Annotated in this window: 22 protein-coding genes; 17 read left to right on the top strand and 5 right to left on the bottom strand. The window is 41.0% G+C overall.

The genetic code is table 11. The features are described 5' to 3' along the window. The first annotated feature begins 664 nt into the window (after window positions 1-664). The 3 genes from ABDV70_RS07405 (at window position 665) to ABDV70_RS07395 (ending at window position 3,318) form a co-directional block, all read left to right on the top strand. Window positions 665-1,534 (top strand): MetQ/NlpA family ABC transporter substrate-binding protein, encoded by an 870-nt coding sequence (locus tag ABDV70_RS07405; RefSeq protein WP_343596672.1) that lies wholly within the window; start codon window positions 665-667, stop codon window positions 1,532-1,534. 66 nt (window positions 1,535-1,600) lie between these two features. Further along, window positions 1,601-2,626 carry a methionine ABC transporter ATP-binding protein gene (locus ABDV70_RS07400; protein WP_343596670.1) on the top strand — a complete coding sequence of 342 codons (1,026 nt, stop codon included), beginning with the start codon at window positions 1,601-1,603 and terminating at the stop codon, window positions 2,624-2,626. Further along, the gene (locus ABDV70_RS07395) at window positions 2,623-3,318 is read left to right on the top strand and encodes a methionine ABC transporter permease (RefSeq protein ID WP_343596669.1); all 696 of its coding nucleotides are present in this window, start codon (window positions 2,623-2,625) and stop codon (window positions 3,316-3,318) included. The genes ABDV70_RS07400 and ABDV70_RS07395 overlap by 4 nt, the downstream gene beginning before the upstream one ends. A 55-nt stretch (window positions 3,319-3,373) precedes the next feature. On the opposite strand, the gene carO is transcribed toward ABDV70_RS07395, so the two are convergent. After that, window positions 3,374-4,108: an ornithine uptake porin CarO gene (gene carO / locus ABDV70_RS07390; protein ID WP_343596667.1), complete on the bottom strand. Its 735-nt coding sequence runs from the start codon at window positions 4,106-4,108 to the stop codon at window positions 3,374-3,376. A 391-nt stretch (window positions 4,109-4,499) separates the two neighbouring features. Between carO and dapD the strand changes: the two genes are divergently transcribed. The 5 genes from dapD to ABDV70_RS07365 all read left to right on the top strand — a co-directional run bounded on the left by dapD (window position 4,500) and on the right by ABDV70_RS07365 (window position 7,785). Beyond that, entirely contained in the window at window positions 4,500-5,321 is an 822-nt protein-coding gene (gene dapD / locus ABDV70_RS07385) for a 2,3,4,5-tetrahydropyridine-2,6-dicarboxylate N-succinyltransferase (protein ID WP_343596665.1), read from the top strand. Between the two features lie 93 nt (window positions 5,322-5,414). Then, a complete protein-coding gene (queE, locus tag ABDV70_RS07380; protein WP_343596663.1) occupies window positions 5,415-6,128 on the top strand; it encodes a 7-carboxy-7-deazaguanine synthase QueE in 714 nt (237 codons plus the stop codon). Between the two features lie 26 nt (window positions 6,129-6,154). Next, entirely contained in the window at window positions 6,155-6,826 is a 672-nt protein-coding gene (gene queC / locus ABDV70_RS07375; RefSeq protein WP_343596661.1) for a 7-cyano-7-deazaguanine synthase QueC, read from the top strand. A 14-nt stretch (window positions 6,827-6,840) separates the two neighbouring features. After that, on the top strand, window positions 6,841-7,239 hold the full coding sequence (locus tag ABDV70_RS07370; protein WP_343596659.1) for a hypothetical protein: 399 nt from the start codon (window positions 6,841-6,843) through the stop codon (window positions 7,237-7,239). An 81-nt stretch (window positions 7,240-7,320) separates the two neighbouring features. Further along, window positions 7,321-7,785, top strand: coding sequence for a peroxiredoxin (locus ABDV70_RS07365; protein ID WP_343596658.1), 465 nt, complete (start codon window positions 7,321-7,323; stop codon window positions 7,783-7,785). Between the two features lie 38 nt (window positions 7,786-7,823). Here the strand turns inward: ABDV70_RS07365 and ABDV70_RS07360 are convergent, their stop codons facing one another. Then, window positions 7,824-8,384, bottom strand: coding sequence for a nicotinate-nicotinamide nucleotide adenylyltransferase (locus ABDV70_RS07360; protein ID WP_343596656.1), 561 nt, complete (start codon window positions 8,382-8,384; stop codon window positions 7,824-7,826). A 117-nt stretch (window positions 8,385-8,501) separates the two neighbouring features. On the opposite strand from ABDV70_RS07360, the gene ABDV70_RS07355 reads away from it, so the two are divergent. Further along, a complete protein-coding gene (locus ABDV70_RS07355; protein ID WP_343596654.1) occupies window positions 8,502-9,353 on the top strand; it encodes an enoyl-CoA hydratase in 852 nt (283 codons plus the stop codon). A 160-nt stretch (window positions 9,354-9,513) separates the two neighbouring features. Then, the gene (locus ABDV70_RS07350; protein WP_343596653.1) at window positions 9,514-10,281 is read left to right on the top strand and encodes a nitroreductase family protein; all 768 of its coding nucleotides are present in this window, start codon (window positions 9,514-9,516) and stop codon (window positions 10,279-10,281) included. A gap of 242 nt (window positions 10,282-10,523) precedes the next feature. Here the strand turns inward: ABDV70_RS07350 and ABDV70_RS07345 are convergent, their stop codons facing one another. From ABDV70_RS07345 to ABDV70_RS07335, 3 genes are all read right to left on the bottom strand, one after another. Continuing rightward, entirely contained in the window at window positions 10,524-10,841 is a 318-nt protein-coding gene (locus ABDV70_RS07345) for an NGG1p interacting factor NIF3 (RefSeq protein ID WP_343596651.1), read from the bottom strand. Window positions 10,842-10,912: 71 nt separating this feature from the next. Continuing rightward, window positions 10,913-14,746 carry a phosphoribosylformylglycinamidine synthase gene (purL, locus tag ABDV70_RS07340; protein WP_343596650.1) on the bottom strand — a complete coding sequence of 1,278 codons (3,834 nt, stop codon included), beginning with the start codon at window positions 14,744-14,746 and terminating at the stop codon, window positions 10,913-10,915. Between the two features lie 224 nt (window positions 14,747-14,970). After that, window positions 14,971-15,678 (bottom strand): VIT family protein, encoded by a 708-nt coding sequence (locus tag ABDV70_RS07335; protein WP_343596649.1) that lies wholly within the window; start codon window positions 15,676-15,678, stop codon window positions 14,971-14,973. A gap of 257 nt (window positions 15,679-15,935) precedes the next feature. Between ABDV70_RS07335 and ABDV70_RS07330 the strand changes: the two genes are divergently transcribed. The 7 genes from ABDV70_RS07330 to tolA are packed head-to-tail and all read left to right on the top strand — an operon-like array spanning window position 15,936 to window position 22,013. Beyond that, window positions 15,936-17,276, top strand: a complete 1,341-nt coding sequence (locus tag ABDV70_RS07330; RefSeq protein ID WP_343596647.1) for a deoxyguanosinetriphosphate triphosphohydrolase — start codon at window positions 15,936-15,938, stop codon at window positions 17,274-17,276. 13 nt (window positions 17,277-17,289) lie between these two features. Further along, on the top strand, window positions 17,290-17,889 hold the full coding sequence (gene ruvA / locus ABDV70_RS07325) for a Holliday junction branch migration protein RuvA (RefSeq protein ID WP_343596645.1): 600 nt from the start codon (window positions 17,290-17,292) through the stop codon (window positions 17,887-17,889). A 6-nt stretch (window positions 17,890-17,895) separates the two neighbouring features. Further along, entirely contained in the window at window positions 17,896-18,894 is a 999-nt protein-coding gene (ruvB, locus tag ABDV70_RS07320) for a Holliday junction branch migration DNA helicase RuvB (protein ID WP_343596644.1), read from the top strand. Window positions 18,895-18,909: 15 nt separating this feature from the next. After that, window positions 18,910-19,311 carry a tol-pal system-associated acyl-CoA thioesterase gene (gene ybgC, locus ABDV70_RS07315; protein WP_343596643.1) on the top strand — a complete coding sequence of 134 codons (402 nt, stop codon included), beginning with the start codon at window positions 18,910-18,912 and terminating at the stop codon, window positions 19,309-19,311. A 27-nt stretch (window positions 19,312-19,338) separates the two neighbouring features. Next, on the top strand, window positions 19,339-20,040 hold the full coding sequence (gene tolQ / locus ABDV70_RS07310) for a protein TolQ (RefSeq protein ID WP_343596642.1): 702 nt from the start codon (window positions 19,339-19,341) through the stop codon (window positions 20,038-20,040). Beyond that, window positions 20,040-20,492, top strand: coding sequence for a protein TolR (tolR, locus tag ABDV70_RS07305; RefSeq protein ID WP_343596640.1), 453 nt, complete (start codon window positions 20,040-20,042; stop codon window positions 20,490-20,492). The genes tolQ and tolR overlap by 1 nt, the downstream gene beginning before the upstream one ends. Window positions 20,493-20,498: 6 nt before the next feature. After that, window positions 20,499-22,013, top strand: a complete 1,515-nt coding sequence (tolA, locus tag ABDV70_RS07300) for a cell envelope integrity protein TolA (protein WP_343596639.1) — start codon at window positions 20,499-20,501, stop codon at window positions 22,011-22,013. Window positions 22,014-22,046: the final 33 nt, after the last annotated feature.

Below are 22,046 nucleotides of genomic sequence, written 5' to 3'. Positions count from 1 at the left end.
TTTTATAAACAACTGCTCTAATCAACCAAAATAAAATATCCGAAGCAAAAATATGACGACTTTGTTTTGGATTTTAATGTCAAATTAAAAATAACTTGAGTAGTAACCATTTAAAATTAGAGTATTTTTCATTCAAGATATCTGCTGATTTTTTTATCTTAAAGAACTTAACCTCACACCCTACTACCCTGTATATTAGAAAATACCTATCGATATCAATAGCTAAAACAGAACAACCTGCTGTGATTATTTCTGTTGATTGTAATTCACTATTTCTCATATACATTGTGATTTTTATTGTTTTGACATATAAATACAAAACTTTATACTGCCAGTATCTTACATCAACACCAATATGAAAATCGAACTGGGGCGAGCTGTTCATAAGTAATCCAAATGCTTTTACTGTATTGCACTTCATTTTCTTGATATGATGGACAACGTTTCCGCACTGATTTAGCTCAATCGTTTTTGATCTTCAAAACACACAGCAATCATCTGTGGTTTTCATATTCGGTAAAAGATGCAAATTTCTTTGAACAAAACCTAAATGAAGCTTTTGTCTTTTGCTCTTTGTTGTTATGTGATTGTATTTAAATCATCTTTGGATTATCTGCTCTTCATATATTATAGAGCTGTATTGTTTAGGTAGGATCTCCACCTCATGAAAAAAGTATTGAGTGTTGTATTAGGTACAAGTGTATTACTTGCAGCAGGATGCAGCAAACATGATGCACCAGCGTCAGAACAAAAAACTGAAGCGGGTTTACAAAAAGTTGTGCTTGCATCTACTGGTTCAGATACAGATGTTTGGAAATTTATTTCAACTTTACCTGAAACAAAAAAAGCAGGTATCGATCTTGAAGTGAAAAACTTTACAGATTATGTTGCCATGAACAATGCGACAGCAAACAAAGAAGTAGATGCCAATGCTTTCCAATCATATAACTATATGGTTGCATACAATACTGAAAGCAAAGCAAAAGTTGCTGCTGTTTCTACAACATATATTGAACCAATGGGCATTTACTCAAGTAAATACAAAAAGATTGATCAATTCCCAAATAATGCAACCATTGCAATTCCGAATGATGCAGCAAATGAAGCCCGTGCTTTATCTTTACTGCAAACTGCTGGCTTATTAAAGTTAAAAGCAGGTTTTAACCCGATTCAGGGTACAACCAATGATGTTGTAGAAAACCCGAAACATATACAACTTAAACCAATCCCAATGGCAACGGCTGTACGTGTTAAAACTGATGTAGATGCCATTGTGTTGGGTAACACACTTGCAATGGAAGGTGGTTTAAATGTATTGAAAGATGCTTTATTCTACGAACCAGCAGATCAATCCACTAAACTTTATGTCAACCTTGTTGCAACAGCTGCAGGTCGTGAAAATGATCCTACACTGAAAAAACTTGGTGAGTTGTACCATACAGCAGCAGTGAAGAAATTCATTGATGAAAAATTTGGTGGTACAAAAATTGATGTGAACAAACCAGTCAGCTATTTTACTGAAAACAAACAATAAAATAGCTGTGAACGAACAGGCAAAGTTTCTTTGCCTGTTTTTCTTTTTAGCATAGTTTTTGACCACATGATTCAATTTAAAAACATTTCAAAACACTATCAGCTCAAGGGCCAGACTATTCGGGCACTCGATCAGATCAACCTTGATATTCCTGACGGGAGTATTTTTGGCATTATTGGCTATAGTGGTGCAGGTAAAAGTACCCTTATTCGTTTGATTAATTTACTTGAACGTCCAAGTGAAGGACAAATTGTCATTAATCAAAAAGACTTTACTGCATTGGATGCACGTTCATTACGTCAGGAACGTGCCAATATTGGTATGATTTTTCAGCACTTCAACTTGCTTGAAACCAAAACAGTTGCTGAAAATATTGAAATGCCAATGAAACTTCTGGGTGTGAGTAAGGCAAAACGTCAAGCGCGTTTAGATGAACTTCTTTCATTTATTGATCTTGCCCATAAGAAAAATGCGTATCCTGATGAACTTTCAGGTGGTCAAAAGCAACGTGTCGGTATTGCACGTGCCCTTGCCAATCACCCTAAAATTCTGCTTTGTGATGAGGCAACATCAGCATTAGACCCTCAAACAACGAAATCTGTTTTGGCTTTATTAAAAAAGATTAATAAAGAACAAAATATTACCATCGTGATGGTGACACACGAGATGGATGTGATTGAAAGTGTTTGTGATTATGTTGCAGTGATGGAATCAGGCAAGGTGATTGAGTACGGCTCAACCATTGATATTTTTAGTAATCCACAACACCCAACAACCAAAAACTTTATTCAAACAGTGCTTCAGCAACAGCTTCCACGCAATATTTTAAATCAGCTTGAACATCAGCATGAAAAAAGTATTTATTGTCTGCAATTTTTGGGCAAGTCAGCACAACAGCCTGTCATTCAAAGCATGATCAAACAGTTTGATGTGAGCTTAAATATCTTATTTGCCAATATGACTGAAATTAATGGCACGGTTATTGGACAAATGTTTGTGCAACTTCTAGGGGAAGACGCTGTTCTTGCTCAGGCAATTGACTATCTGAAACAACATGGTGTCGAAGTGCGTCAAGAAGGAGTACACGAATGAGAGATTTGATTATTCATTGCTTAACCATTTTGACACAATCATTTTGGCATAGTTCACTTGGAATTGACCAATTTGTCGATGCGATGCAAGAAACTCTCCAGATGGTGTTCTTCTCGCTTATTTTTGGTGGCATTTGGGGGCTCATTCAAGGGATTACGTTATTAGTCACTCGCCCAGAAGGTATTTTGCCCAACCGTGCGATTTATCATTTGTTAAATCCAATCGTCAATGCGCTACGTTCTTTGCCCTTTATCATTTTATTGATTGCTTTAATTCCTTTTACCCAGTGGTTAGTCGGTTCATCTATTGGAACATGGGCGGCAATCGTTCCTTTAACCATTTACGTTGGCCCGTATATGGGACGTTTAATTGAAACTTCATTATTAGAAGTCAACGAAGGAATCATTGAATCTGCCCAAGCCATGGGAGCATCACCTGCACAAATTATTTTTAAATTTATCGTTCCTGAAGCGCGTAGTTCTCTGATTTTGAACATGACCACAGCCACGATTAGTTTGATTGGCGCAACTGCAATGGCAGGTGCTGTAGGTGCAGGTGGTATTGGTGATTTAGCCATTTCTTATGGCTACCAACGTTTTGACAATAGTGCGATTATTTTAACCGTGATTGTACTCATTATTTTAGTACAAATTGTTCAGACCCTCGGAAATTGGCTAGCAAAGTTACGCTAAATGCTTAAATTCGAGATATAAAAAAACGAGCCGAGGCTCGTTTTTTTCGTCTGGTTTAAAACTTATAGACCACACCCACTTTGGCAACGGGTAACCATTTATACTTGTCATCATTGGCGATTTTATTCTGTTCAGCCGCCAAATCATTTTGAAACTGTGCTTGTGAACCGCCTGAGTTCACTGTTGCATTGGACGTTAAACTGACTGAAGGGTTATTTGAATAATATGCCCCGACTTCACCAAACATTCCCCAGTGTTGACTAAACATTGGACGAATACCTAAACCGACATACGGTGCAATATCATTCTTATATTTCATTTTCCCCGTGATATCACCCGTAACATTATATTTGGTGTCATTTACCGTAACATTACCGTTGTCCGACTTAGAGGTTAATTTATAGTCATTATCTAAATACGCCACCCCGCCTGCAATATAAGCAGACTGTGCCCACATATTCTGGCTATGCCCCCACGGATGAATTTCTGCATTTAAATAGACATTACTGTTATTGTCCTGATCTAAATTATATTTCGTTCCGTGGCTTTTAATGTCATTGCGCCAGTTAATATTGCCCCCGTTATAGCCTAGTGTTACACCAACAATCGGATTGACATCCCATGTAAATGCACCACCATAACCCGTGGTTCCCCCTTCAACCCGCACAGATGTTGGTAAATAGGTTTTATAGGTATTCCCTGGTTCTTTGATCACTGCTTCATCTGCCATTGCATTAATTGCAACAGTTGCCAAAGCAGAACAAACCAATAGTTTGCGTATTCTATACATGATATTTCTCCTTACAATTGCAAGCATAAAAAGACTTGAAGCACAGTTTTCGTCAAATAAAATACTGGATACAGAACGATTCCTATCTTAATTTCAAAAAACCAATCTTTCTTACGAGTTTTATGCAAAATTTGCTCGCTTTTTGTGAGCTTCTGCTATTGTTCTTATCTGCTCACCAACACTATTTCTTAAACAATTTCAATAAAAACAGTGACTTGATAAAAATTAACCAACAAACAAGTTAACATATTTATAGCAATACCCAAACACCTCATATTCTTTATCAGTTTTACGAATAGAGAATTGATAACTTTTACTAATTTTCAAATGCATTACTGCTTTTTTCGTGTAAAATCGAACTAATTTTTTGAGTGAAATTTGGGAAAAGTCCATGTCAGAGCTTTCGACAATCATTGAACAAGCCTTTGAAAACCGAGCTAACTTTACTGCGGCAGACTGTCCTGCTGAAGTTCGTAGTGCTGTTGAACAAGCACTTCAAGGTTTAGATAACGGTTCGTTACGTGTTGCTGAAAAAATCGATGGTGAATGGGTTGTTCATCAATGGTTAAAAAAAGCTGTTCTTTTATCTTTTAAACTCAATGATAACCATCCAATCGAAGCAAGTGATCTACGTTTTTATGACAAAGTAGACACCAAATTTGCTAACTGGACTGAAGCTCAATTTAAAGAAGCGGGTGTACGTGTTGTACCACCTGCCGTTGCACGTCGTGGCAGCTTCCAAGCAAAAAATGTTGTATTGATGCCATCTTATGTCAACATTGGTGCATATGTAGATGAAGGTACGATGGTAGATACATGGGCAACTGTTGGTTCATGCGCTCAAATTGGTAAAAATGTTCACCTTTCTGGCGGTGTTGGTATTGGTGGTGTATTAGAACCTTTACAAGCAGGCCCAACGATTATTGAAGACAACTGCTTCATTGGCGCACGTTCTGAAATTGTTGAAGGTGTCATTGTTGAAGAAGGTTCAGTAATTTCAATGGGCGTATTCATTGGTCAATCAACCAAGATTTATGACCGTGAAACTGGTGAAATTCACTATGGTCGTGTTCCAGCAGGTTCGGTTGTTGTTTCAGGTAGCCTACCATCTAAATGTGGAACTTACAGCTTATATGCTGCGATTATCGTGAAAAAAGTAGACGCTAAAACACGTGCTAAAACAAGCCTGAACGAATTACTTCGCGAAGACTAATCTGCTTCATCACGGAACTTGAAGCGTTCCTCGTCTCTACAATCTTAATGGTTGTAGAGATTTTTCTTTTTAACATACTGCGGTTATTTGACTATGAGTTCCCCGATTCGCTCTCTTTCGATTCCTGTTACAGATCCAGCTGCTGGCTTACGCATAACGGAAATTTTTTATTCTTTGCAAGGAGAAGCCAATACAGCGGGATTACCTACAGTTTTTATCCGCCTAACAGGCTGTCCTTTACGTTGTCATTATTGCGACACCACCTATTCCTTTGAAGGCGGAACCCGTCAATCACTGGAAGAAATTATTGAAACTGCACGCAGTTTTAACACACCGTATATTTGTGTGACTGGTGGCGAACCCTTGGCTCAGCCAAACTGTATTCCCTTATTGGATCAGTTATGTGCGCAAGGTTTTCAAGTTTCTCTCGAAACCAGTGGTGCATTAGATGTCTCAAAAGTAGACCCACGGGTTTCTAAAGTCCTCGACTTAAAAACCCCTGCTTCGGGTGAGTCGGCACGTAATTTGCTCAGCAATCTCGATTTACTCACCATGCATGATCAAATTAAATTTGTCATCTGTGACAAAGAAGATTATGAATGGTCTAAGCAACAACTTAAAACTTATCAACTCGACAAAAAAGTCAGTACCGTTTGGTTCTCCCCTGCTTTTGCCGTCGAAAAAGGAAATGCTCGTCTACCCGATTTTGCACGTGATCTTGCACAATGGATTTTAGAGGATCATTTACCTGTACGTTTCCAGTTACAACTGCATAAAATTTTATGGCAGGATGAAACTGGTCGTTAAATTATTCAAATATTTTGGAGATCAATATGCACCCTCGTGCCATTGTATTACTTTCAGGTGGTTTAGACTCAACAACATGTTTAGCTTGGGCTCAAGCCCGCTATGAATGTATTGCACTGAGCTTTATGTATGGTCAGCGTTCAACAACTGAACTTGATGCAGCAAAAGCACTGACACAACGTGCTGGTGTTGAACATCGTGTAATCAATATTGATTTGGCAAATTTGGGCGGTTCGGCACTTACAGACCATTCCATTGCTGTTCCAGAGCAAGCACAAGAAGGTATTCCTGTTACTTATGTTCCAGCACGTAACACCATTTTCCTTTCTTATGCGCTTGCCGCAGCCGAAGTGTTTTCAGCCGAAGCCATCGTTATTGGGGTCAATGCTGTTGATTATTCAGGTTATCCTGACTGCCGCCCTGCCTTTATTGATGCCTTTGCTCATCTTGCAGGCTTGGCAACCAAAGCAGGTGTTGAAGGAAAACCACTTAAAATTGAAACACCTCTGTTACATTTATCTAAAGGGAATATAATACGTCTCGGTCTAGAACATGGTGTAGACTACAGTCAAACAGTCTCTTGTTACCAAGCAGATGACCAAGGACGTGCTTGTGGTAAATGCGATAGCTGTCGTTTACGCAAAGAAGGTTTTGCGCAGGCAGGCGTTGCAGACCCCACACGCTACATACCGCAATAAAAAGGTAAGATTATATGAAATTCTTAAACTCTCAACTTGTACTTTCTACTGTTTTTAGTGCAGTCGCGCTTACAGCAACAGCTTCACATGCAGCACAAGATCCATCAAAAAGTACCAATGTACGTGGCACTTTAATCAGCAACTGTAAAGAAGGTGCAAGCAAAGGCGGTAAATTAACAGCAGCCGAAGCTGACAAATTCTGTACTTGCCAAGTAGATGCAGAAGGTCGTTTGACTAAAGCACAAGAATGGCAAATCATCAGCACTGTAAACCAAAAGAAAAGCCCGAGCACTTTAGGTTTTGTTCAACAACAAAACAAAGCAATCCAGACATGTTTTGGCCCACAGCTAACAGCAAAATTAAAAACATTGACTGAAGAAGCAATGAAAAATGCGCAAGCACAAAAGAAATAAGTCCTTAGACTTTTTTCTGTCAATGATTTGAAATTAAACTAGCTACATCATGTAGCTAGTTTTTTTATTACTGAGGTTTTTATGAAATCCATTCAATTACCAGATTCAAACTTTCCAACAACAACTGGTGAAATTAATTTAACCCAGATTCAATCCGACTGGTTGGTGATTTATTTTTATCCTAAAGATTCAACACCAGGCTGCACCGTTCAAGCTGTAGACTTCACTTGTTTAAATGCACAATTTGCTGAATTAAATACTCAAGTGATTGGTGTATCTCGTGATTCTGTCAAAGCACATCAAAACTTTACTGCAAAACAAAATCTGACCATTGAACTCATTAGTGACAAAGAAGAAGTACTCTGCAAACACTTTGATGTCATTAAAGAAAAAAATATGTATGGCAAAATGGTTTTTGGCATAGAGCGCTCAACTTTCATTTTCCACCAAGGCAAATTGGTGAAAGAATACCGTAAAGTCAAAGCCGCAGGCCATGCCGAACAAGTGCTTGCGGACCTCAAAGCCCTACAAGCAGGCTCTATCTAAACATCATCCAGCATTTTAGCCTTAAATGCTGGATTACCTTATTCTTCTGCCTGATTTTGCAAATATTGTGCTTGTAGCTGATGAAAAACAGGAGTTTTCTGAAACTCGGTTAAGAACTGAATCGTACCTTGAGGGAAAAATTGTGTTTGAATTTCTCCCCGATAAAATGCTTCACGCATTGGCGTTGCAGAAATTGATCCCTGTAAACTCTCTAATGAATAGAGCGACCATTCAGGAAACAACGCTAAATAATAAGACGAATCGTCTTTAAAATGCCCTATTAACCCGACTTTCGCCTCACCTTCAATCTTTTCATTCACCTTTTCTTTCACCAATTTCACCCATTTTTGATCATCATAAACATCGATAATATGCACAAATTCAATCCGTTTCTGGTCTTGTTCACTAAAATTTGCCAGAATCATTTGCTCACGTTCCTGTGCTAAAAATGGATTTTTTAGATTTCTCTCAGGTTGGGCAGATCCCAAAGCAATAATGACTTTTTGACTTTGTTGTAATGCAATTTCAAGCGTTTGCATATGTGCTAAATGAAATGGTTGAAAACGACCAATGAAAACAAGATAATCAAAATGATACATAAGGATATTCCATGACAGCCGTCATAGTTTGGTGGTCAGCATGTGAAAAACAGACTGAAAAGCATAACAAGTTAAACACTTAAAATCACTGATAATACTGTAAAAAAGGAACAATTTATGACTATGCTAAACTGTCTTCATCAACCACACCAACACCTACTTGCAACCTTAGAAAAAGGTGTGTTGACCTTGGCGATTGATCGCCCTTCTGCAAAAAATGCACTTTATAAAGAACTCTATCTCTGGATTGCACAAGCATTGGATGAAGCCGATGCAAGTGATGATGTACGAGTTGTTATTTTCCGTGGCGCAGAACAGGACTTTACTGCGGGTAACGACATGCGGGACTTTTTAGAGTCGTTACAACAGCCCCTCGAAGGGCTTGCAGGTGATCAACCGCCTTTTATTTTACTCAAAGCAATTGCCCGATTTTCAAAACCATTTATAGCCGCTGTCAAAGGTGTTGCAATTGGCATTGGTGTGACTATTTTACTCCATGCAGATTTGGCCTATGCTGATGAGTCTGCAATCTTTCAACTTCCTTTTGTCAGTTTAGGGCTATCTCCTGAAGGTGCAGCAAGTAAATTGCTTGTTGAACAATTGGGTTACCATCGCGCAGCCGAACTGCTACTGACCGCAGAAAAATTCGATGCTCAAACTGCTGAAAAATACGGATTAATCAATCAGGTTTTTGCTGAAGATAATGTCCGTGCCCCTTATCACTTAATGGCTTTAGGCGACCGTAATGTCTATGGTTATGCCGACTCTACCGCGCAAAAGCTTGCTCAACTTCCTATTGCATCCTTAAAACTCAGTAAAGCTTTAATGAAAAAAGATCTGGCAAGTATTTTAGAAAATATTGATATTGAAGCTGAGATTTTTATGCAACGTGTCAAATCACCTGAACTCCGTGAAGCAGTACAAGCCTTTTTAGAAAAACGAGCACCTGATTTTTCACAATTCACTTAAGCATTGTCAACACTCTAGCCATATATTACAGGCTAAAATTCCACATATTGGAGCAGGCGCTATGCCTGCTTTTTTACACAATAAAGTACAGGACTTTTTTATTTCCCTTCCTAATAAACTGCTAGACTTAGACAGATACAGTTTCTTTTGGTTGCAAATCATGACCTCTTCTAAATTACCCCAAACAGAACAGAAACAACGCTATTACGAGCCTGCACCCACCGATATCGATGCTACACAGTTTAAAAAAGTAGTACAAAGCCGACGTTCTGTACGTAAATTTACATCTACACCTATTCCTGCGGAAATTTTAGATGAGTGTTTAGACCTTGCCCTACTTGCACCCAATTCATCCAATTTACAACCGTGGATGTTTTATGTAGTTCAATCCCCAGTGAAGAAAGCAGCCTTGGTGAAAGCCTGCATGGGGCAACTCGCTGCACGTACCGCTTCAGAACTGATTGTTTGTGTTGCACGTACCGACCGCATTGATGAAATGGCCATTGAAAATTTACGCCAATTCCCATTGCCCGAAGTTCCTAAAGCCATGAAAAGCTATTATCGTTTTATTGGCTATAACTACCGCACAGGCATTTTAAATAGTATTGGTAATGCCAAAAAACTGGCTTTTGGTATTGCACGTAAATTTACACCGTTACCCATTACAGCATTTAGCCCTGCTGACCGTACATTATGGGCAGTTAAAAGCACAGCACTCGCCTGTGAAAATTTAGTCTTGGCGTTACGTGCTTACGGTTTTGATAGCTGCATGATGGAAGGTTTTGACGAATCGCATGTCCGCAAACTTTTAAACCTTAAAGATGAAGAATACCCTGTTATGGTGATTGGTGCAGGTGAACGTGCGAAGGATGGTGTTTTCTGGCCACAAATTCGTTTTGAACGTGAACTATTTGTTCAGAAGGTTTAATCGAACACTTTATTATTAGCCACTCGCAGCAATTTGATACGCACCAAAGTCATCAGCAACTGTTCGAGGCAAGGTGAAAATCGCATCGTAAAATTTCTGCGATCAGTTTAATTGAATGATGAACTTTGCCGAGTTTTACTGATGACAATGGTTTTGCCTACTTTTGCCAAAACAAAAGTAGAATTCAGCAAACATTAAGCCCTCAATCAAAAATTAAATTACAAGATGGCATCCTGATAGCTTTAATACGAAACATCCACCATTTGAATAAATTCAAAAGCAGGCTCTTCATAAGGATGGCTTGCTTGAAGCGCCTGAGCTACTTGCTTGGCATATGTTTCGGGCACAATGGTTTCAACACGCCATTCTTCAATCTGTTCAAGTTGTTCTAATTGCCCTAAAAAAGGCTTTGCCCCTTTGACAGGCTTAAACTGCCCAATCCCTTTGACTTGCCAAGCACATTGTTCATAGTTACCAATTCCCCCTGCACCTGCTGCAAAAACTGCTTGCTTGGTTGATTCAAGATGGCTTTCGGGAACATAGTAGATCAGTTTGAGCATTGTTCTATTTCCTCTTTATTTTAGTCATAAAAATGCCACCCGAAGGTGGCATTTCATTGGCAATTTTTCAATTAACCAATAAATTTACGCGCATTACGGAACATACGTAACCAAGCACCGTCTTCTTGCCATTCTTCAGGTTTCCAAGAATGTTGCAAGGCACGGAATGTACGTTCAGGGTGTGGCATCATCACTGTTGCACGACCATCCTGAGAGGTTAAACCTGTAATCGCTTCTGGAGAACCATTTGGGTTTAACGGATAGTGTTGTGTTGGATTACCTTGGCTGTCCACATAACGCAATACCACTTGGTCATTTGCATTTAATGTTGCGATTTGCTCAGCAGTTGCAACCAAACGACCTTCACCATGTGCCACAGCGATTGGTAAAATCGAACCATCCATACCTTCAAGCAATACAGAGTTTGATTTTTCAACACGAACATTGACTGTACGTGCTTCAAATACTTCTGAAGTATTGCGATGGAAACGTCCCCAATGCTCTGCACCAGGAATTAATGGTGCAAGTTGTGACAACATTTGACAACCGTTACAAATCCCTAGGCTGAAAGTATTTTCGCGTTGGAAGAATGTTTCAAACTGGTCACGTAGTCTGCCATTAAACAACACAGATTTCGCCCAGCCACCACCAGCGCCAAGTACGTCACCGTAAGAGAATCCACCACACGCCACCAAACCTTCAAAATCGTCAAGACAGATACGACCTGCAAGTAAATCGCTCATGTGAACATCCACAGTATTGAAACCTGCTTTATCAAACGCAGCCGCCATTTCAATATGACCATTTACCCCTTGCTCACGCAAGATTGCCATATTTGGACGACGCAAGTTCAAGAACGGTACTTCAATCGCTTCATTCAAATCATACGTTGCTTTTGCGATTAGACCTTGGTGGTTGTTATCTGCAATTAAAGCAAACTCTTGATCTGCTGTTTCGTTATTGTCACGTAAGCGTTGGATTTGATGTGAAACTTCTGTCCATGCTTGTTGTAACGCTACACGTGCAAGGCTTAAACCATTCACGCTTAACTGGTCAGTATTGTTTACCGTACCTACAACTTGAATCGCATCTTTTAAGCGAGACTCAGCCACTTCAGCTTGTAAAGCATTCCAGTCAGATGCCTTGATTTGCAACACAGCACCAATTTCTTCAGCAAATAAGCTGTCAATGGTTTGTGGCTCAAGAGCAACACCTAGACGTGATGCAAACATCATCTCTGTAACTGTCGCCAATAAACCACCGTCGCCGATGTCATGATACGCCTGAATCAGACCACGATTGTTCCAGTCCTGAACCAGTGCAAAGAAGTCTTTTACGTCTTCAAAACTGTCAACATCTGGAGCTATTGTTCCAATTGCTTTATAAACTTGAGCAAGGATCGATGCGCCTAAACGGAATTGACCTTTAGATAAATCAATACGTACAAGTACAGAATCATCAATGGCTTTTAGTTCAGGTGTTAATGTTTTACGAACATCTAACACTGGCGCAAAAGCAGTAATGATCAGTGACATTGGTGAAGTTACAGATTTATCTTCGCCTTCGTCATTCCACGTAGTACGCATTGACAATGAGTCTTTACCCACTGGAATTGCAATACCAAGTGCAGGACAAATTTCCATACCTACTGTACGAACAGCTTCAAACAAGGCTTGGTCTTCACCTTTTTGCCCTGCTGCTGCCATCCAGTTTGCAGAAAGTTTAATGTCACCCAATTGTTCAATATTTGCAGATGCAATATTGGTTAATGCTTCGGCTACTGCCAAACGAGCAGATGCAGCAGGGTTCAACAATGCAACTGGTGGACGTTCACCCATTGCCATTGCTTCACCTGTAAAGCCCTGTAAGCTTGTCGTGGTTACCGCAGCATCGGCAACTGGCACTTGCCAGCGACCTACCATTTGGTCACGTGCAACCATACCTGTAATTGAACGGTCACCAATGGTGATTAAGAATGACTTAGACGCAACTGTAGGGTTTTTCAATACGCGGAAAATCGCATCTTTCAAATCCACTTTTGATGCATCAAATTCATTGCCTTGACGTTCAACTGTTTCATATGAACGCTGCATGCGTGGTGTTCCACCCAACATGACTTGCATTGGCATATCTACTGCACTGTTTTCAAACAATGGATCTTCAACAGTTAAATGACGAGCTTCAGTCGCTTCACCCAACACAGCAAACGGACAGCGTTCACGAGCACAAATTGATTCAAATAATGCAAGAGAATCTGGGTGAATCGCAAGTACATAACGCTCTTGTGCTTCATTTGACCAGATTTCCATCGGACTCATACCCGGCTCTAGTGATGGAATCTTACGTAAGTTTAGGTGTGCGCCCAATTCGTGATCATTCACCAATTCAGGCATAGCATTTGAAATACCACCCGCACCCACATCATGTACAGATACGATTGGGTTGTTGTCTTCCATGCGCCAGCAGGTATCGATCACTTCTTGACAACGGCGTTCCATTTCTGGGTTTTCACGTTGTACTGAAGCAAAATCAAGGCTTTCACCCATTGTACCGCTATCTACAGAAGACGCAGCACCACCACCAAGACCAATCAGCATTGCAGGGCCACCCAACACAATGAGTAAGTCACCCGGTTGAATCGCATCTTTTTCTACATGGTCAGGACGAATGTTACCGTAACCACCCGCAATCATAATTGGCTTATGGAAACCTTTTACATCACCATTGACATTTTGTTCGAAGGTACGGAAATAACCATTTAACGCAGGACGACCAAATTCGTTGTTAAATGCTGCACCACCCAATGGGCCTTCAATCATGATTTGAAGTGGCGATGCCATACGAGATGGTTTACCGTAGTTGTCTTCCCAAGGTTGTTCAAAACCAGGAATGTTCAAGTTAGAAACCGTAAAGCCTGTTAAACCTGCTTTTGGCTTACCACCACGACCTGTTGCACCTTCGTCACGGATTTCACCGCCCGAACCAGTTGCAGCACCAGCAAATGGAGAAATTGCTGTTGGATGGTTATGGGTTTCAACTTTCATTAAAATATGAGCTGCTTGGCTCTTATATTTATAAACGTGGCGACCTTGCTCATCCGCTTTTGGATAAAAACGCATGGTGTCATAACCCACAATCACCGAAGCGTTATCTTTATATGCCGATAACACGTCATCTGGTGACTCTTTATACGTATTTTTAATCATCTGGAACAAAGACAATGGTTGTTTTTCACCATCAATTGTCCATTCTGCATTAAAAATTTTATGACGGCAGTGCTCAGAGTTCGCCTGAGCAAACATCATTAATTCAATGTCATGCGGGTTACGACCGAGCTTTGTGAAAGCTTCTGTTAAATAATCAATTTCTTGCTCTGACAACGCAAAACCGAACTCTTGATTCGCTTTCACCAAGGCTTCTTTGCCCTGACCTAAAATGTCAATTGAATTTAAAGGTTTTGGCGCAGTTTCAACAAATAACGCCTGAGCATCTTCGATAGCGTTAAATACGCTTTCTGTCATGCGGTCATGAAGCGCTAACTTTAATTCGTTAGACACATTCGATACACCTTTAAGGGTATATAAAAGACCGCGTTCTAAATGATGAACAGGAAGATTACAGTTTTTGAAAATATCTGTTGCTTTAGATGACCACGGAGAAATTGTTCCCACACGCGGTGTGACTAAAATCTGAATTTCATCCTCAGCAGCTTGGCGTAACTCGAAAGATTCACCATCGTTTAGAAGTTGTAAAGCTGACTGATGTTGCTGCTCGCTGAGCGCTTGATCAAACAGATAAACCCATTGGCTATCAAAAGATTGAACAGAACTAATTGACGATAATCGTGATAATAGTTGAGTTTTCTTAAAAGAAGAATGCGCTGAGGCACCGGCCACGATAAACATGTTGATTTTGGCTCCACGGGCTAGTCTTGAGGACATCACCGCAATGTGACTTGATAGAGAGCGCATATTCTACTTTGATTTTGCCATTTCAGCTAGATAGAACAGAGAGAAGAGATGTAAAAAACCAAATAAAAACAGATTATTTTTCATCTAAAATTTAAATAGTTACTTTTAATTTAATTCGAGGCAAAATGATCTGATACAAAAAACATTTTGGTTTTATTTTACACAACACCCACATGAAAGAAAGAACCAACAATAAAACTAAACCCCATTGCCAATATTCCCCAAATCATGACACGAACTGTTCCCTTTACAATCGGGCTGCCCCCCACATAACTTGCCACACCACCCAGCACACCTAAAAAAACAATCCCCGCAATCACAATCTCATACTGTAAATAGGCTTCTGGCAGGCATAAAATTGTGAGTAATGGGCACAACGCCCCCACAGAAAACGACAATGCCGATGACATGGCAGCCTGTACAGGTTGTGCCTGTGTTTGTTCCATAATGCCAATTTCATCTCTGGCATGTGCCTCTAAAGCATTATTTGCCGTCAACTGTTGCGCCACTTCCGTTGCTAAAGGCTTATCTAACCCGCGCATAACATATATTTTGATGAGTTCATTCAGTTCCTGCTCAGGATTATGGTTAAGCTCTTTTGCTTCCATCTGCAAATCAGCCTGCTCAATATCCTGCTGAGACTTGACTGAAATATATTCTCCAGCAGCCATAGATGCAGCACCAGAAATTAATCCCGCGACACAACTAATTAATAACGTATGCGTTGCTACGCCACTAGCAGCCAAACCAACCACCAGACTGGTCACTGAAATAATGCCATCATTTGCACCAAGAACGGCTGCACGCAACCAACCTGAACGCGCTATAAAATGTTTTTCTGCATGATATGAATAGTGATGTGCCATATCCTTATACTTCTTTTATTATCAAAATTTGTTGGGGATGTGTTGATATTGCATTCTATCGCCTCGAAATACGATAAAAATAGCCGTATATAAAATATCAACCCAGCCTATGGACACACTGATATATAACATAAGTCATGGTATTTTTGAGCGACATAAACAATTTAACAGCATAGCGACAATGCTTGACGTTATAGACTAGAGTCACTTTTGCTTTCTTGGCATAATTGATTAAAAAAAGGGAAATCATACAATTAATGAAACAAATGCGCTGGTTAGAATTGCTTTCAGCAGTTCGCTTAGGAACAAAAAAAAGTCGTAACGAATTAGGACGAAGTCCTTTCCATAAAGATTATGATCGAATCATTTTTTCTCAAAGCTTTAGACAACTCAACCGAAAAACCCAAGTTCACCCACTGACCCAAAATGATGGCGTACATACCCGCCTGACACATTCTCTCGAAGTGTCCTGTATTGGACGTTCTTTAGGCATGATGGCTGCCGAAAAAATTAAAGATAGCCTCCCAATGTGGATTTCACCCGCCGATATTGGTGCAATTATTCAAGCAGCCTGTCTTGCACACGATATTGGCAACCCACCTTTTGGGCATGCAGGCGAATACTCGATTCGGGAATGGTTTGACCGTGCAGCCTCTACTGGTTTCTTAGACCAACTTAACGAAGAAGAGGAAGCCGATGTACGCCAATTTGAAGGCAATGCGCAAGGTCTTCGTCTATTGACCCGTACCGATTATCATCCTAACGAAGGCGGAATGCGCCTGACCTCTGCCACTCTTGGGGCTTATCTCAAATATCCTTGGTTATCCAAAACCATTCAGGAACAAGGAGATCAGCCCGCACACAAACGTGCAAAGTTTGGCTGTTACCGTACAGAAAAAGAGATTTTAAAAGAAATTGCTGAACAGCTCGGGCTGATTCAGTTAGGTGAATACCATTATAGTCGTCATCCACTCACCTACTTACTTGAAGCTGCTGACGACATTTGTTACGCCCTCATTGACCTTGAAGATGGCATTAATTTAAATATTTTGAGCTATGAAGAAGTCGAGCCGATCTTTTTAAACCTGATTGCTGATTTTGGTGTCCCTAGCGAATTGTCATTGCCGTGGACAACTTGGCAACAAAAAATTGCAGCCTTGCGTGGTCGGGTCATGAAAAGAATTGTCGATGAAGTCACCACAGCTTTTGCGCGTCATCAGGTACAAATTTTATCTGGGCAACTCGAAGGCAGTTTATTGCAATACTGCCCACAAGATATTCCGCTTGGCATCGAACGTGCCAAAGAACTAACGCGCAGCAAAATTTTTAGCCACAAAGAAAAACTTGAACTTGAAGTCATTGGCCACATGAGCCTGCAATATATTCTGGATGAATTTATGCCACTGACATTACCAAACAAGACGCTGAGCTTTAAAGAACAGAGCCTCATGATGATCCTTAATCAGTTTGGTGCACATTTTGAAGACAATCACTATCAAAATATCATGCAGGCACTCGACATTATTAGCAAATTTTCAGACCATCAGGCGTATGATCTGGCTCAAGTATTACAAGGTCACCGTACCAGTATTTTTTAATTAGGAAATCAATATGATTGGTTGTTTAATCGGAGAAGTCTTTGCATTGGAAGCACCCGCTGTGTTGCTCAATGTTAATGGCGTCGGTTATGAAATAGACACGCCACTTTCAACATTTTGCCAATTACAAAAGGGCCAAAAAGTGACACTATGGACGCACTTGGTTGTCCGTGAAGATGCACATCAACTTTATGGTTTTAGCGATGCGAAAGAAAAGGCACTTTTTCGGACTTTACTTAAAGTAAATGGCGTTGGCCCAAAAATGGCTTTAGGTATTTTATCGACCCTAAGCGTGGATCTTTTAATCCAAACCATTGAGCATGATGATGTCAACACCTTGGTTAAAGTGCCAGGCGTTGGTAAAAAAACGGCTGAACGCTTGCTGATCGAACTACGTGATCGTATTAAAAACTTTGGTAGTGGAACAAATGCACTCACCCATTCAAATACGATTCAGCTTTCAGCAAATGCTGCCGTTGCTGAGGCCGAAGCCGCTTTGCAATCGCTGGGGTATAGACCTCTCGAAGCACAAAAAGCAATTGCAGCCGTGAAAGACCAATATTCCGATGTTGCAGACCTAATTCGTGCAGCACTTAAATCCATGATGAAATGATAGACCATGCAAGATCGACTTATTAGCGGTTCAGAAAAACCTGAAGATCAAATTGATCGTGCTATACGCCCAGCCACTCTTGCGGACTATGTCGGTCAGCCTGTTGTGCGTGAACAAATGGAAATCTTCATTGGTGCAGCACGTGGACGGGGTGAAGCACTCGACCATACCCTTATTTTTGGCCCACCTGGCCTTGGTAAAACCACACTTGCCAATATTATCGCCCGAGAAATGGGTGGAAATTTAAAATCAACCTCTGGCCCTGTATTAGAACGTGCAGGCGATTTAGCCGCATTATTAACCAATCTTGAAGAAGGCGATGTCTTATTTATCGATGAAATTCATCGTCTATCGCCTGTCATTGAAGAAATTCTTTATCCAGCCATGGAAGATTACCAACTGGATATCATGATTGGTGAAGGCCCTGCTGCCCGTTCAATCAAGCTTGACCTGCCGCCTTTTACACTCGTTGCAGCAACGACTCGTGCGGGCTTACTGACCTCACCGTTACGTGATCGTTTCGGTATTGTGCAACGTCTGGAATTCTATTCTGTTGAAGATTTAACGTCTATTGTCAGTCGTTCGGCATATTTGATGGATGTTCCAATGACCGAACAAGGCGCAGCAGAAATTGCCCGCCGTGCACGCGGAACACCACGTATTGCCAACCGACTCTTACGTCGTGTCCGTGACTATGCCCAAGTCAAAGGCACGGGTGAAGTAACACATGAAATGGCTCAACGCGCCCTCGATATGCTCAATGTCGATAAAGCAGGTCTGGACACTTTAGACCGTCGTTATTTGAGCATGTTGCTTGAGCGTTTTGATGGTGGGCCAGCAGGTATTGAGGCGCTTGCAGCCGCAATGGCTGAGGACAGTGGCACACTCGAAGATGTAATTGAACCTTATTTAATCCAACAAGGCTATGTCATGCGTACTGCGCGTGGACGTATTGCCACCAATCAATCCTACCTCCAATTTGGATTGACTCCTCCTGAACCGTAATTATGGAAAATATTCATGGCTAATCGTTTTGATTTCAACATACGCGTCTATATTGAAGATACCGATGCAGGTGGCATTGTGTATCATGCCAATCATATTCGTTATATGGAACGTACGCGCACTGAATGGTTACGTGCCTCAGGCATTGATCATTACTGGCATCAAACCGATTACAATTTTGTTGTCCACAAAATTAACATTAAATATCATCGTCCTATCTTAATGGATGACCTGATCACAGTGACTGCTCGTGTAATTTCTTGTAAAACTGCATCTTTTATATTGCAACAAGAAATTTATCGTGATGAAATCTTGCTAGCTTCAGGCGAAGTGGAGCTTGCGTGTCTAACCAAAGATATGCGTCCACGTCGTCTACCTGAATATTTAAAACATCTGATCCATGAACAAATGGAATAAGACAAAGATTAAGTGACCGTTTTTATTATGGCTAATCAAATTACCACTCCAACCCTGCATATTTCCGATTTAATTTTGCAAGCAAGCCCAGTCGTTCAAGCCGTTATGCTGCTTTTATTTCTGGCATCTTTATATAGTTGGTATTTGATTGCTAGGTTACATTTAGGTTTTAAAAAGGCACAACAACAAGACGAACATTTTCAAAAAATATTCTGGTCTGGTGCAGAGTTGAGTACGTTATATAACAACGCTCAACTCAACTCTAAACGCTCGGGTCTTGAAGATATTTTCTATCAAGGTCTAGGCGAGTTTTTAAAACTAAAAAAACGCCATGCAAGCTTAACCCAAAATATTGAAGGGACTGAGCGAATTTTAGGCGTTGGCCTGAGTCGTGACCAAAGCAGTATGGAACAAGGTCTAGGAACACTTGCCAGTATTGGTTCAGTTGCACCTTATGTCGGACTGTTTGGAACAGTTTGGGGCATTATGAATGCCTTTATTGGACTTGCAGCAGTACAACAAGTCACGCTTGCAACTGTTGCCCCGGGTATTGCAGAAGCATTGGTTGCAACGGCCATTGGTCTTTTTGCAGCCATTCCTGCTGTACTTGCATTTAACCATTTCACTGCAAAAAGTGAAGCCATTTATGCTGATCGAGCATTGTTCTCTGAAGAAATGGTTGCATTATTGCAACGCCAATCTTTAGGGGCTACACAGGAAACTGAATAATGGCGATCCGACGTTCCAGTAAATTTGCACGTATCAAAAAACCACTCAAAAGTGACATGAATGTTGTTCCTTACATTGATGTCATGCTTGTGCTTTTGGTTATTTTCATGGTCACTGCACCCATGATTACCAGCAGTATTAAGGTTGATTTACCCAAAGCAAGTAGCACACCTTTTCAGTCTAAAGAAAAACCCGCTATTGTGACCCTTAAAGCAGACGGGCAATATTATTTAGACTATAAAGATCAAAAAAATGATCAGGCATTAAGTTTAGATCAACTTAAACAGATTTTAAGTCAAGCACAGCAAGATGCTGAACAACATCAGCAACAGCTCAATGTTTTGGTCAATGGTGATAAGTCACGCCCTTATGGAGATGTGGTTTCTCTCATGGCGAATCTACAAGATGCTGGCTTATCTCAAGTTGGTTTACTTACAGACTCTGTTAAGTAGTGTGTTATGAAAAAGTTTCAGGAACCACAATTTAAACAAAAGGCCATTGCCGTTGGTTTTACCTTAGGGGTACATACGGTTGCAGTTATTGCTTTACTCTATTTAGGGTTAAGCAAACCACCAGAGCCACCTAAACAAATTAAAACATTTTTGGTTACGCCCGAAAGCTTAGCTGCTGCCAACACAGCAACAGCAACGAATACGGCAGCAAATGCAGCACCCTCAGCAACCGAAAATACACCTGTAGCCCCACCTTCACCCCCTAAAGAGCCATCACCAACACTGGCGCAAGCTCAACAACAAGCGCAAGCTTTATTACAAAAACAAGAATTAAATGCCTTAGCTCAACAAAAACGAGTAGAAACCCAAAAACTTCAAGCGGAAAAAGAAGCGAAAGCCAAAGCTGAGGCGAATGCCGAAGCGGACGCAAAAGCCCAAGCTGAAAAAGAGGCTAAACGCAAAGCCGAAGCGGACGCGAAAGCTCAAGCAGAGGCCGATGCCAAAGCCCAAGCGCTAGCACAAAAACATCAAGCTGAAAAAGAGGCTAAACGCAAAGCCGAAGCGGATGCGAAGGCTCAAGCAGCGGCCGATGCCAAAGCTCAAGCATTAGCACAAAAACATCAAGCTGAAAAAGAGGCTAAACGCAAAGCTGAAGCGGATGCGAAGGCTCAAGCACTCGCTCAGAAACATCAAGCTGAAAAAGATGCCAAAGCCAAGGCAGCAGCTGACGCAAAAGCTCAAGCACTCGCACAAAAACATCAAGCTGAAAAAGATGCCAAAGCTCAAGCATTAGCACAAAAACATCAGGCCGAAAAAGAGGCTAAACGCAAAGCCGAAGCGGATGCGAAAGCTCAAGCACTCGCACAAAAACACCAAGCCGAAAAAGACGCCAAAGCTAAGGCTGCAGCTGATGCAAAAGCTCAGGCACTCGCTCAAAAACACCAAGCTGAAAAAGATGCCAAAGCCAAGGCAGCAGCTGACGCGAAAGCTCAAGCATTGGCACAGAAACACCAAGCCGAAAAAGATGCTAAAGCCAAGGCTGCAGCTGATGCAAAAGCTCAAGCATTGGCACAGAAACGCCAAGCTGAAAAAGATGCTAAAGCCAAGGCTGCAGCTGATGCAAAAGCTCAAGCATTGGCACAGAAACGCCAAGCTGAAAAAGATGCTAAAGCCAAGGCTGCAGCCGATGCGAAAGCAAAAGCCGAAGCAGATGCAAAAGCGGACGCAGCCAATAAAAAAGCTGAAGCAAAACGCATCGCATCGAGTGCTAAAAAAGACTTTACCAATAAAATCCGAAGTGCATGGGATGTCCCTTCAGGTTCTACAGGAAAAACGGCAAATGTTCGTGTTACATTAAGTGACTCAGGTTCGGTTATTTCCGTCATTGTGAATTCAAGCGACCCTGATGTAAAAGCCAGTGTAGAAGCAGCTGTACGCCATGCTGCGCCTTATCCAATGCCGAGCGACCCAGATGCCCGTAAAGAAGCACGAACATTTAGTGCAACATTTACAGCAAGATAATAGTCATCGAAAGTGAGATGTTTTACAGTGTAA

It is taken from the genome of Acinetobacter sp., assembly GCF_039596015.1.
GTDB lineage: Bacteria > Pseudomonadota > Gammaproteobacteria > Pseudomonadales > Moraxellaceae > Acinetobacter.
This window is presented reverse-complemented; position numbering and strand designations above follow the sequence as displayed.

Bases quoted from the DNA above. Each gene is read 5' to 3' on its own strand.
- ABDV70_RS07400 (WP_343596670.1), top strand. From the start codon at position 1,601: ATGATTCAATTTAAAAACATTTCAAAACACTATCAGCTCAAGGGCCAG.
- ABDV70_RS07405 (WP_343596672.1), top strand. From the start codon at position 665: ATGAAAAAAGTATTGAGTGTTGTATTAGGTACAAGTGTATTACTTGCA.
- ruvB (WP_343596644.1), top strand. From the start codon at position 17,896: ATGCAAGATCGACTTATTAGCGGTTCAGAAAAACCTGAAGATCAAATT.
- ABDV70_RS07350 (WP_343596653.1), top strand. From the start codon at position 9,514: ATGACCTCTTCTAAATTACCCCAAACAGAACAGAAACAACGCTATTAC.
- queC (WP_343596661.1), top strand. From the start codon at position 6,155: ATGCACCCTCGTGCCATTGTATTACTTTCAGGTGGTTTAGACTCAACA.
- ABDV70_RS07355 (WP_343596654.1), top strand. From the start codon at position 8,502: ATGACTATGCTAAACTGTCTTCATCAACCACACCAACACCTACTTGCA.
- ABDV70_RS07330 (WP_343596647.1), top strand. From the start codon at position 15,936: ATGAAACAAATGCGCTGGTTAGAATTGCTTTCAGCAGTTCGCTTAGGA.
- ABDV70_RS07345 (WP_343596651.1), bottom strand. From the start codon at position 10,841: ATGCTCAAACTGATCTACTATGTTCCCGAAAGCCATCTTGAATCAACC.
- queE (WP_343596663.1), top strand. From the start codon at position 5,415: ATGAGTTCCCCGATTCGCTCTCTTTCGATTCCTGTTACAGATCCAGCT.
- ABDV70_RS07335 (WP_343596649.1), bottom strand. From the start codon at position 15,678: ATGGCACATCACTATTCATATCATGCAGAAAAACATTTTATAGCGCGT.
- carO (WP_343596667.1), bottom strand. From the start codon at position 4,108: ATGTATAGAATACGCAAACTATTGGTTTGTTCTGCTTTGGCAACTGTT.
- purL (WP_343596650.1), bottom strand. From the start codon at position 14,746: ATGTTTATCGTGGCCGGTGCCTCAGCGCATTCTTCTTTTAAGAAAACT.
- ABDV70_RS07370 (WP_343596659.1), top strand. From the start codon at position 6,841: ATGAAATTCTTAAACTCTCAACTTGTACTTTCTACTGTTTTTAGTGCA.
- tolR (WP_343596640.1), top strand. From the start codon at position 20,040: ATGGCGATCCGACGTTCCAGTAAATTTGCACGTATCAAAAAACCACTC.
- tolQ (WP_343596642.1), top strand. From the start codon at position 19,339: ATGGCTAATCAAATTACCACTCCAACCCTGCATATTTCCGATTTAATT.
- ybgC (WP_343596643.1), top strand. From the start codon at position 18,910: ATGGCTAATCGTTTTGATTTCAACATACGCGTCTATATTGAAGATACC.
- tolA (WP_343596639.1), top strand. From the start codon at position 20,499: ATGAAAAAGTTTCAGGAACCACAATTTAAACAAAAGGCCATTGCCGTT.
- ruvA (WP_343596645.1), top strand. From the start codon at position 17,290: ATGATTGGTTGTTTAATCGGAGAAGTCTTTGCATTGGAAGCACCCGCT.
- ABDV70_RS07365 (WP_343596658.1), top strand. From the start codon at position 7,321: ATGAAATCCATTCAATTACCAGATTCAAACTTTCCAACAACAACTGGT.
- ABDV70_RS07360 (WP_343596656.1), bottom strand. From the start codon at position 8,384: ATGTATCATTTTGATTATCTTGTTTTCATTGGTCGTTTTCAACCATTT.
- dapD (WP_343596665.1), top strand. From the start codon at position 4,500: ATGTCAGAGCTTTCGACAATCATTGAACAAGCCTTTGAAAACCGAGCT.
- ABDV70_RS07395 (WP_343596669.1), top strand. From the start codon at position 2,623: ATGAGAGATTTGATTATTCATTGCTTAACCATTTTGACACAATCATTT.